This window comes from Mycobacterium sp., from assembly GCF_049280035.1.
In the GTDB taxonomy this organism is placed as follows: domain Bacteria; phylum Actinomycetota; class Actinomycetes; order Mycobacteriales; family Mycobacteriaceae; genus Mycobacterium.
Window position 1 is genome coordinate 1 of record NZ_JBAPPI010000677.1, and the last position, 7813, is coordinate 7813.

A 7813-nucleotide genomic window follows, 5' to 3' on the forward strand; every position below is an offset into this window, starting at 1 on the left:
GTAATCGACCGTGCGCTGCAGTACAGCCTCGCCGACACCGACGAGGTCCAGCGACAGCAACGCCACTGCGGCGTTGGCCAACCGGCGCAGGTCCTGTTCGGCTAGGCCCGCACCGTCGGCTCCGTCCAGCACCGCCGCCGGATCAATCACCTCCACATCGTCGAATCCGATCCGGAATGTGCGGTGCCCGCCCATCAACCGCAGCGGATCGATCCACAGGCCCGCTGCGGTCAACGGCACGACGAACGCCATCACCCGTTCCCCCGCCGCGGTTGCCGATACCACGAGGTGATCGGCCAGGTCGGCGTCCGCGACGAAATCGACCGCGCCGCTGAGCCGCCAGCCGCCCCAAGCCTCCGCACGCACACGCAGCGTCGGTGTGGTCACTGCGGCATTACGTGGACCCCACAAACATGTTGTGGCACTGATTTTTCCGTCGGCCAGCGAGGGCAGCCACGCCGCATGCTGATCGGGTCCGCCAAGCAGCTGGATGGCCAGAGCGGCCTGCAGCGTGCCGTGCACGATCGTCGGGCACAGGCCGCGGCCCGCCTCGAGGCAGAAGATGCCGAGGTCGGACAGCGCGCCGCCGGCGCCGCCGTATTCCTGCGGAAGCAACAGGCCGAATACGCCGGCGTCCGCCAACGACTTCCACAGCCGGGCGGGCGTCGCCCGTGGGTCCGCGTCGCGAAGGTCGCGGACCAGGCTTATCGGGCACTCGGCGGCGAACAGCGCGGAGAGCATCGAGGCCAGGTCTCGCTCATCCTGATCCGGTAGCAGTTTCACGATGTCGTCGCCATCAGCGTCCGTACGACGGCATGCCGTGGCCACGCTGGGCGATGACGTCGCGCAGCACCTCGTTGGTGCCTCCGCCGAACCGCATCAGCGGCGCGACCCGGTAGAGCCGTTCGAATTTCCCGTCCTCGGGCGCGCCCGGGCTGCGGTACGCCAGCAGGCCGTCGGGGCCGAGCAGGTCGATGGCCAAATCGGCGATCCGCTGGCGCAATTCGCTGGTGAAGACTTTCTCGACGCTGACTTCAACAGTAGGGATCACACCGCTGTCCAGCAGTGACGCCGCCTCGTATCCCATCAGCAATGCTGCTTCGACATCCGCCTCGGCCTGTGCGAGTCGACGGCGAAAGCCGGACGTTTGCAGCGGCGTTGAGCCGTCGCGACGCGGCCGGCCGGCCAGCTCGACCAGCTCGTCGAGCGCGCGGCGCAGATCGCCCGCGTTGGTCAACGCCCCCCGCTCGAGATCCAGCGCCCCGGTGATGTAGGTCCAGCCCCGGTTCACCTCGCCGATCAGGTTGCCGACGGGCACTCGGACATCGTCGAAGAACACCTCGTTGGTGCGATACCCCGACCACGCGTACAGCGGGCGGATTTGTATGCCAGGTAGATCGACGGGAACCATGATCACCGAAATTCCCCGGTGCCGGGGGGCGCTGGGATCGGTTCGGACACAGAGCCATTCATGGGTTGCTCGCTGGGCGCCGCTGTTCCAGATCTTGGATCCGGTGATCACCCACTCGTCGCCGTCTTGCACGGCGCGGGTGCGCAAGCTGGCCAGGTCGGTGCCCGCGTCGGGTTCGGAGTAGCCCACTGCGCAGGTCAGTTCTCCGCGCGCTATCGGCGGAAGGAACTCGGTTTTGTTCTGTTCGGTGCCGTGCCGCATGATCATCGGCGCCACCGAAGTCACGGTGAGATCCGGTCCGGGGACGCCCCAGTATTCGAACTCGCGCATCAGCAGGTGCTGATGGGTCGCGCCGAGCCCAAGACCGCCGTACTCCGGCGGCCAGTTCAGTCCGAACCATCCCCGCTCGCCGATCTTGCGCCGGAACGACGCGACTTCCCCGCCGGGAAACTCCTGGCCGTGTTCGGCCAGTTCGGACCTCAGCGCCGGCGTGATGTTGCGCTGCAGAAAATCACGCACCTCAGCCAACCAGGCGTTCTGCGCTGCGTCGAGTTCGAAATCCACCATCCACTTCCTAGCGCGTCCCAGCTGCTTGCGGCCCGGAATTTCGAAAAGGAACATAAAGTACTACGACGTGCCGCTGATCGAAAGAGACGCCTGATGCAGTTCTGGTCTGGCACAGCATTTATGGATTCGGCGGAGGCGCTGGCGATCGCCACAATGCTCGACGAAGCCGGCTACGACGGGGTGATCTGCGCTGACCACCTGATTTATCCGCGTGTCCTGCAGTCGCGATACCCGACCGGGGCGGAGCGTCCGCCGTGGTCGCCGGAGACAGCGTGGCCGGACTCGTGGATTCTCATCGGTGCCATGGCGGCCGTGACACGTCGGCTGCGATTCTCCAATGCCGTGTACGTCGCCCCCGCCCGTCCCTTGTTGGAGGTCGCCAAACAGGTGGCTACCGCGTCGGTCATATCCGACGGCCGGGTATCGCTGGCGGTCGGCGCTGGCTGGATGCGCGAGGAATTCGAACTGCTGGGACAGGACTTCGGCAATCGGGGCAGGCGGCTCGACGAGATGATCCCGGCTTTACGTGCCCTATGGCAGGGCGGTTGGGTGTCGTGGAGCGGCCACTACTACCAGGTGCCCGAGTTGATGCTCGAGCCGCACCCACCCCTGCCGGTGCCGATCCTGTGCGGCGGCGAATCGGAGGTGGCGCTGCGTCGGGCCGCACGGCTGTGCGACGGGTGGGTGGGCACGGCGTACGCGTGGGACGACGCGGTTGGCTACGTGCAGAAGCTGACGGCGCTGCGGCGGGAGTACGGGCGCCACGGCGAACGGTTCGAGATCATGTTGGCGCTGCTTGAGCCGCCGTCGGTCGATCTTTACCGGCGCGCCGAGGACCTCGGGGTGACGGCGGTGATGTGTGCTCCGTGGGCGGGTGCCCAGGACGAGCGTTACCGGCCGTCGATCGAGCGGTTCGCGCAGACCGTGATCGCGAAGTTCCGCTAACGGCTAGAGCCGGTGCGGGACGTCATTGACCAGGCCGCCGTCCATCACGAATTCCGCGCCGGTGGCATAGGAGGATTCGTCGCTGGCCAAGAACACCACAAAGGTGGCGACCTCGTCGGAGACACCGGGGCGGCCGAGCGGGACGGTGACCATGTCGTCCGGGAAATGCTTGGTCATCGGGGTGCGGATGAAGCCGGGATGAATCGAGTTGACCCGGATATTGTGCGGGGCCAGTTCCAACGCGGCTGATTTCGACAGGCCGCGCACCGCCCACTTGGAGGCAACATAGGGGTGCACCATGATGGCGCCGCGCAGACCCTCGATGGACGAGACGTTGATGATCGAACCCCCGCCTGCGGCCTTCATCGGCTCGACAGCGGCCTGGATGCCGTGGAACGTACCGTTCAGGTTGACATCGATGACCTTGTGCCACTTGGCCAGATCGAACTGGCCCAGCTGGCCCAGCGCCACGATGCCGGCGTTGTTGACCAACACGTTGAGCTTGCCGAAGTCGTTGACCGCGGTGGATACCGCGGCAGCCCAGTCGTCGGGCGCAGTGACGTCGAGGTGGACATAGCGCGCGGCGTCACCGATCTCATCGGCCAGTGCCTTGCCCTCCTCGTCGAGGATGTCGCCGATCACCACCTTGGCGCCCTCGCCGACCAGCATCCGAGCATGAGCAGCACCCATCCCCCGAGCACCGCCGCTGATCAATGCAACTTTTCCGTCCACGCGTCCCATGACGCGTCAGGCTACCGCAGCCGGGAACGGAATTAGAACTTGTTCCACTCCTGCGCTCGCGGCCGCGGACTGGGAAACAATCGAACGATGAGCGTCGCGACCTCTTTACTCACCGCATGCAGCGGGTTTCTGTTCGCTGTGCTGTGGATGGATCTCATGTTCGATGCGCAGGTTCTCGCGGACGGGAATCCGAGGGGTGACCTGCCCGAATCGGCGTTGGCTTCCATCGCGGACTACTACCGGCGGGCGGTCACCGGATCCCGGCCGATGAGCCGGCTCATCGCTGTCGTCATGGTGGTGTTGCTGGGAGCGTTGGGGTTCCGCGCCGTCCGAGGGCACGACCCGGGCTGGTTACTCGCGGTGTCGGCGCTGCTCGCGGGCGCGCCGATTCTGCTGGCACTGAGGCACACGGTTCCCAACGCGGTCCGACTCGGCGGCCGTTCGGGCGGTCCCGCCGAACAAACCGCCCTGGCGCGGTCCATCTGGCGCGATCATCTGGTGTGCGCGGGCTGCGTGCTGGCTTTCCTGGTGCTGTGGGTGGCCCATAACGAGGTGGTCTGACCAACCCGGGTGGTCACAGCACGACAATTCCGTACTAAACTAGAACACGTTTCAATTCGGCAAGCGTCCGAGGAGTAGGCATGCATACCGCTATTTGCGACGAACTCGGTATCGAGTTCCCGATCTTCGCGTTCACCCACTGCCGCGATGTCGTCGTCGCGGTCAGCAAGGCCGGCGGTTTCGGCGTGCTGGGCGCGGTCGGCTTCACACCCGACCAGCTCGAGATTGAGCTCAAGTGGATCGACGAGAACATCGGCGATCACCCTTACGGGGTCGACATCGTCATCCCGAACAAGTACGAGGGCATGGACTCCCACCTGTCGGCCGAAGAACTGGCTGAGACGCTGCGCAAGATGGTGCCGCAGGAGCATCTGGATTTCGGAAAGAAGATCCTCGCCGATCACGGTGTCCCGATCGAGGACAGCGACGGCGACAGCCTGCAGCTGCTCGGGTGGACCGAGGCGACCGCCACGCCTCAGGTCGAGGTGGCCCTCAAACACCCGAAGGTGAAGATGATCGCCAACGCGCTCGGCACTCCCCCGGCGGACATGATCAAGCACATCCATGACGCCGGACTCAAGGTGGCCGCGCTGTGCGGCTCCCCCTCCCAGGCTCGCAAGCACGCCGACGCGGGCGTCGACATCATCATCGCCCAGGGCGGCGAGGCCGGCGGGCACTGCGGCGAGGTGGGCTCAATTGTGTTGTGGCCGCAGGTCGTCAAGGAGGTCGCGCCGGTACCGGTGCTGGCCGCGGGCGGCATCGGCAGCGGCGAGCAGATCGCCGCTGCGTTGGCGCTGGGCGCGCAAGGGGCGTGGACCGGTTCGCAATGGTTGATGGTCGAGGAGTCCTCCAACACCCCGGTTCAGCAGGCGGCCTACGTCAAGGCCGGCAGCCGGGACACTGTCCGCAGCCGCTCGTTCACCGGCAAGCCGGCCCGGATGCTGCGCAACGACTGGACCGAGGCATGGGAGCAGCCGGACAACCCGAAGCCGCTCGGTATGCCGTTGCAGTACATGGTGTCCGGCATGGCGGTTCGGGCCACGAACCGCTACCCCAATGAGTCCGTCGACGTCGCGTTCAACCCGGTCGGTCAGGTCGTTGGACAGTTCAACAAGGTGGAGAAGACAGCCACCGTCATCGAACGCTGGGTGCAGGAGTACCTGGAAGCGACCAACAGGCTCGACGAGCTGAACGAGGCAGCCACCGTCTGACGAACAGCCCTGCGGCGGGATTACTCGTCGTCGGCGGCTGTGCCGGTGAAGACCTCTTTGGCCCTTTCGACGGCGTAGGTGGCGATGTCGATTGAGTTGTGGACAATGTCGCCCGTACCGCCGGCGATGTCCCCTTTGATGATGTGGCCGGCATTTTCGACGATGTCCGACGACCGCTCAACGGCGTTCGTCACGATGTCTTTGGCAGCGTCGATCGCATCCTTGGCGTTGAAGCCCATAACAGTCTCCCTCTAGTCTCTACGGCCGTCAGCCGCCGGCACCCGTGTCCGACGGGAAGCCCCCGCCGCCAACCGGGAACCCCCCTCCGGTCAACTGACCGACCTGCCAGCCGTGTTCGGTGCAGAGCATCGGAAGTCCGTCGGGAGACTGGGCGGACGACCCGCGCGGGTTTTGGCACGGCGCACCGACCTGCTGAACTCCATAGAGCGGGTAGGTGATCACCCAGTACCCCGACTGCGCGGCCGGCAGCTGGTTGTTGATGAAGTGGCAGGCCTCGGCCTGACCCCCCGGGCCGCGTCCGAAGATGAACCGCTCGTAGTTGTCGCACGGCGCGCCCAGCGACGCCTGGTAGTTCATCCCCGGCACGTCGCCGTCGTAGTTGCCCGGATCGGCGGCGGCGAGCGGCGTCAGGCTGACAGCTGTACCCGTGATCGCAGCGGCGATGAACAGTTCGCGAATCATGACCCACCTTCGGTGTCACGTTGCGGGGGCCATTCACCGCCCCCAGCGGCTTGGGGCAAGCATAGCCAGCGCCGCACGGACCACAAGGCCGTTTTGCGCGGCGGCATCCAGCCGGTCGGTCAGCGGTCAGCTGGCTGGTAGGTGCAGATCAGGACGCCAGTAGCGGTCGTTGTCGCCGAAACGAGCTGGAGCGCTCGGGCCGAGCTGTCGTCGGGAAATAACCGCTTGCCGCCGCCGAGCAGGATCGGCTCGATCATCAGGCGGTATTCGTCGACAAGTCCATGTCCGATCAGCTGTGCGGCCAGCGAGGCACTGCCCATCACCTGCAATGCCTTGCCGTCCCGCTCTCGCAGCTTGCGCACCGCGCCGATGGCGTCTTCGGCGGGCAGCAGGGTTGAGCCAGGCCAGGTGAGATCCTGCGGGGTCAGCGTCCGCGACGCCACGTACTTGGGGATCGCATTCATCCGGTCGGCGAACGGGTCACCCGACCGGGTCGGCCAGGCAGCGGCCATCGTCTGCCAGGTACGTCGGCCGAACAGCAGTGCCTCGGTTGCGGCCATGACTTCGGCAACCGCCGGGCCCATGGTGTTTGGGTCGAAGTACGGCATCGACCATCCGCCGTGCCGGAATCCACCGTCGGTGTCCTCCCCTGGGCCGCCGGGCGCCTGCACCACACCGTCGAGGCTGATGAAGTCGCTGACAACGATGCGCATGACCGATCCCTTCGCTGGTTGCTTGCCTGGCACTAGATCCAGACCTTCGAGCTAGCCGAAACTCATCGGAGCCGGTCGCGAGAACACGTTTCAATCTGTGCCTGGCAATCCGCCGGGAACACGTTCCATCTCGGCTGTCACGATGCTTTACTGGGCCAGAACGCGTCATCTTCAAGTCGTATTCATAGTCGTATTCCTAGGAGTGCCCCTAATGCCGACTCCGAACATCCCGCCCGGATTCGATTTCACCGATCCCGACATCTACGCCGAGCGCCTCCCGGTTGAAGAACTGGCCGAGATGCGTCGAACCGCACCGATCTGGTGGAACGAACAGCCCCTCGGCGTCGGCGGGTTCGACGACGGTGGTTTCTGGGTGGTGTCCAAGCACAAGGACGTCAAAGAGATTTCGCTGCGCAGCGATATCTTCTCCAGCCTGCAGAAGACCGCGCTGCCGCGCTATAAGGACGGCACGGTGGGCGAGCAGATCGAACGTGGCAAGTTCGTCCTGCTCAATATGGATGCGCCGCAGCACACCCGGCTGCGCAAGATCGTTTCGCGGGCGTTCACTCCCCGAGCCATCGAGCGCCTGCGCGAAGATCTCGCCGAGCGTGCGCGGCGCATTGTCGACGCCGCGTCGGCCGAGGGTTCCGGCGATTTCGTCGAACAGATTTCGTGTGAGCTGCCGTTGCAGGCGATCGCCGGGCTGATGGGTGTGCCGCAGGAAGACCGGAAGAAACTCTTTCACTGGTCCAATGAGATGGTTGGCGACCAGGACCCCGAGTTCGCGAGCAACGATGCCATCACCGCTTCCGTCGAATTGATCATGTATGGCATGCAGATGGCTGCCGACCGCGCGCAGAATCCAGCGGAAGACCTGGTCACGAAGCTGATCGAGGCCGACATCGACGGCCACAAACTTTCCGACGACGAGTTCGGCTTCTTCGTCATCCTGCTGGCGGTGG

The 7813-nt window shown here is 65.4% G+C and carries 9 protein-coding genes and 1 pseudogene; 4 read left to right on the plus strand and 6 right to left on the minus strand.

Annotated elements, in window-relative coordinates:
• Window positions 1-783: acyl-CoA dehydrogenase family protein (locus WAN71_RS21780; protein ID WP_422227319.1), on the minus strand; the 783-nt coding region annotated here is incomplete at its 3' end.
• A gap of 13 nt (window positions 784-796) precedes the next feature.
• The gene (locus tag WAN71_RS21785; protein WP_422227320.1) at window positions 797-1975 is read right to left on the minus strand and encodes an acyl-CoA dehydrogenase family protein; all 1179 of its coding nucleotides are present in this window, start codon (window positions 1973-1975) and stop codon (window positions 797-799) included.
• Between the two features lie 96 nt (window positions 1976-2071).
• Between WAN71_RS21785 and WAN71_RS21790 the strand changes: the two genes are divergently transcribed.
• Window positions 2072-2923 (plus strand): TIGR03619 family F420-dependent LLM class oxidoreductase, encoded by an 852-nt coding sequence (locus WAN71_RS21790; protein ID WP_422227321.1) that lies wholly within the window; start codon window positions 2072-2074, stop codon window positions 2921-2923.
• Window positions 2924-2926: 3 nt separating this feature from the next.
• Here the strand turns inward: WAN71_RS21790 and WAN71_RS21795 are convergent, their stop codons facing one another.
• Window positions 2927-3664, minus strand: coding sequence for a glucose 1-dehydrogenase (locus WAN71_RS21795; protein ID WP_422227322.1), 738 nt, complete (start codon window positions 3662-3664; stop codon window positions 2927-2929).
• Between the two features lie 87 nt (window positions 3665-3751).
• Here WAN71_RS21795 and WAN71_RS21800 point away from each other — a divergent pair, with 87 nt between their 5' ends.
• A complete protein-coding gene (locus tag WAN71_RS21800) occupies window positions 3752-4225 on the plus strand; it encodes a hypothetical protein (RefSeq protein WP_422227323.1) in 474 nt (157 codons plus the stop codon).
• Between the two features lie 80 nt (window positions 4226-4305).
• Window positions 4306-5436: a nitronate monooxygenase gene (locus WAN71_RS21805; RefSeq protein ID WP_422227324.1), complete on the plus strand. Its 1131-nt coding sequence runs from the start codon at window positions 4306-4308 to the stop codon at window positions 5434-5436.
• Window positions 5437-5456: 20 nt separating this feature from the next.
• Here the strand turns inward: WAN71_RS21805 and WAN71_RS21810 are convergent, their stop codons facing one another.
• The 3 genes from WAN71_RS21810 to WAN71_RS21820 form a co-directional block, all read right to left on the minus strand.
• Complete coding sequence (locus tag WAN71_RS21810; RefSeq protein ID WP_422227325.1) at window positions 5457-5675, minus strand: hypothetical protein; 219 nt, start codon at window positions 5673-5675, stop codon at window positions 5457-5459.
• Between the two features lie 28 nt (window positions 5676-5703).
• Window positions 5704-6138: a hypothetical protein gene (locus WAN71_RS21815; RefSeq protein WP_422227326.1), complete on the minus strand. Its 435-nt coding sequence runs from the start codon at window positions 6136-6138 to the stop codon at window positions 5704-5706.
• Between the two features lie 119 nt (window positions 6139-6257).
• Window positions 6258-6851, minus strand: coding sequence for a dihydrofolate reductase family protein (locus tag WAN71_RS21820; protein ID WP_422227327.1), 594 nt, complete (start codon window positions 6849-6851; stop codon window positions 6258-6260).
• Window positions 6852-7062: 211 nt separating this feature from the next.
• Here WAN71_RS21820 and WAN71_RS21825 point away from each other — a divergent pair.
• Window positions 7063-7813 (plus strand): annotated as a pseudogene (locus WAN71_RS21825) (steroid C27-monooxygenase); the annotation flags it as partial.

What these genes read in the sequence shown, in the direction of transcription:
- WAN71_RS21790 (WP_422227321.1), top strand. Translation starts at nt 2,072, where the DNA reads ATGCAGTTCTGGTCTGGCACAGCATTTATGGATTCGGCGGAGGCGCTG.
- WAN71_RS21795 (WP_422227322.1), bottom strand. Translation starts at nt 3,664, where the DNA reads ATGGGACGCGTGGACGGAAAAGTTGCATTGATCAGCGGCGGTGCTCGG.
- WAN71_RS21800 (WP_422227323.1), top strand. Translation starts at nt 3,752, where the DNA reads ATGAGCGTCGCGACCTCTTTACTCACCGCATGCAGCGGGTTTCTGTTC.
- WAN71_RS21805 (WP_422227324.1), top strand. Translation starts at nt 4,306, where the DNA reads ATGCATACCGCTATTTGCGACGAACTCGGTATCGAGTTCCCGATCTTC.
- WAN71_RS21810 (WP_422227325.1), bottom strand. Translation starts at nt 5,675, where the DNA reads ATGGGCTTCAACGCCAAGGATGCGATCGACGCTGCCAAAGACATCGTG.
- WAN71_RS21815 (WP_422227326.1), bottom strand. Translation starts at nt 6,138, where the DNA reads ATGATTCGCGAACTGTTCATCGCCGCTGCGATCACGGGTACAGCTGTC.
- WAN71_RS21820 (WP_422227327.1), bottom strand. Translation starts at nt 6,851, where the DNA reads ATGCGCATCGTTGTCAGCGACTTCATCAGCCTCGACGGTGTGGTGCAG.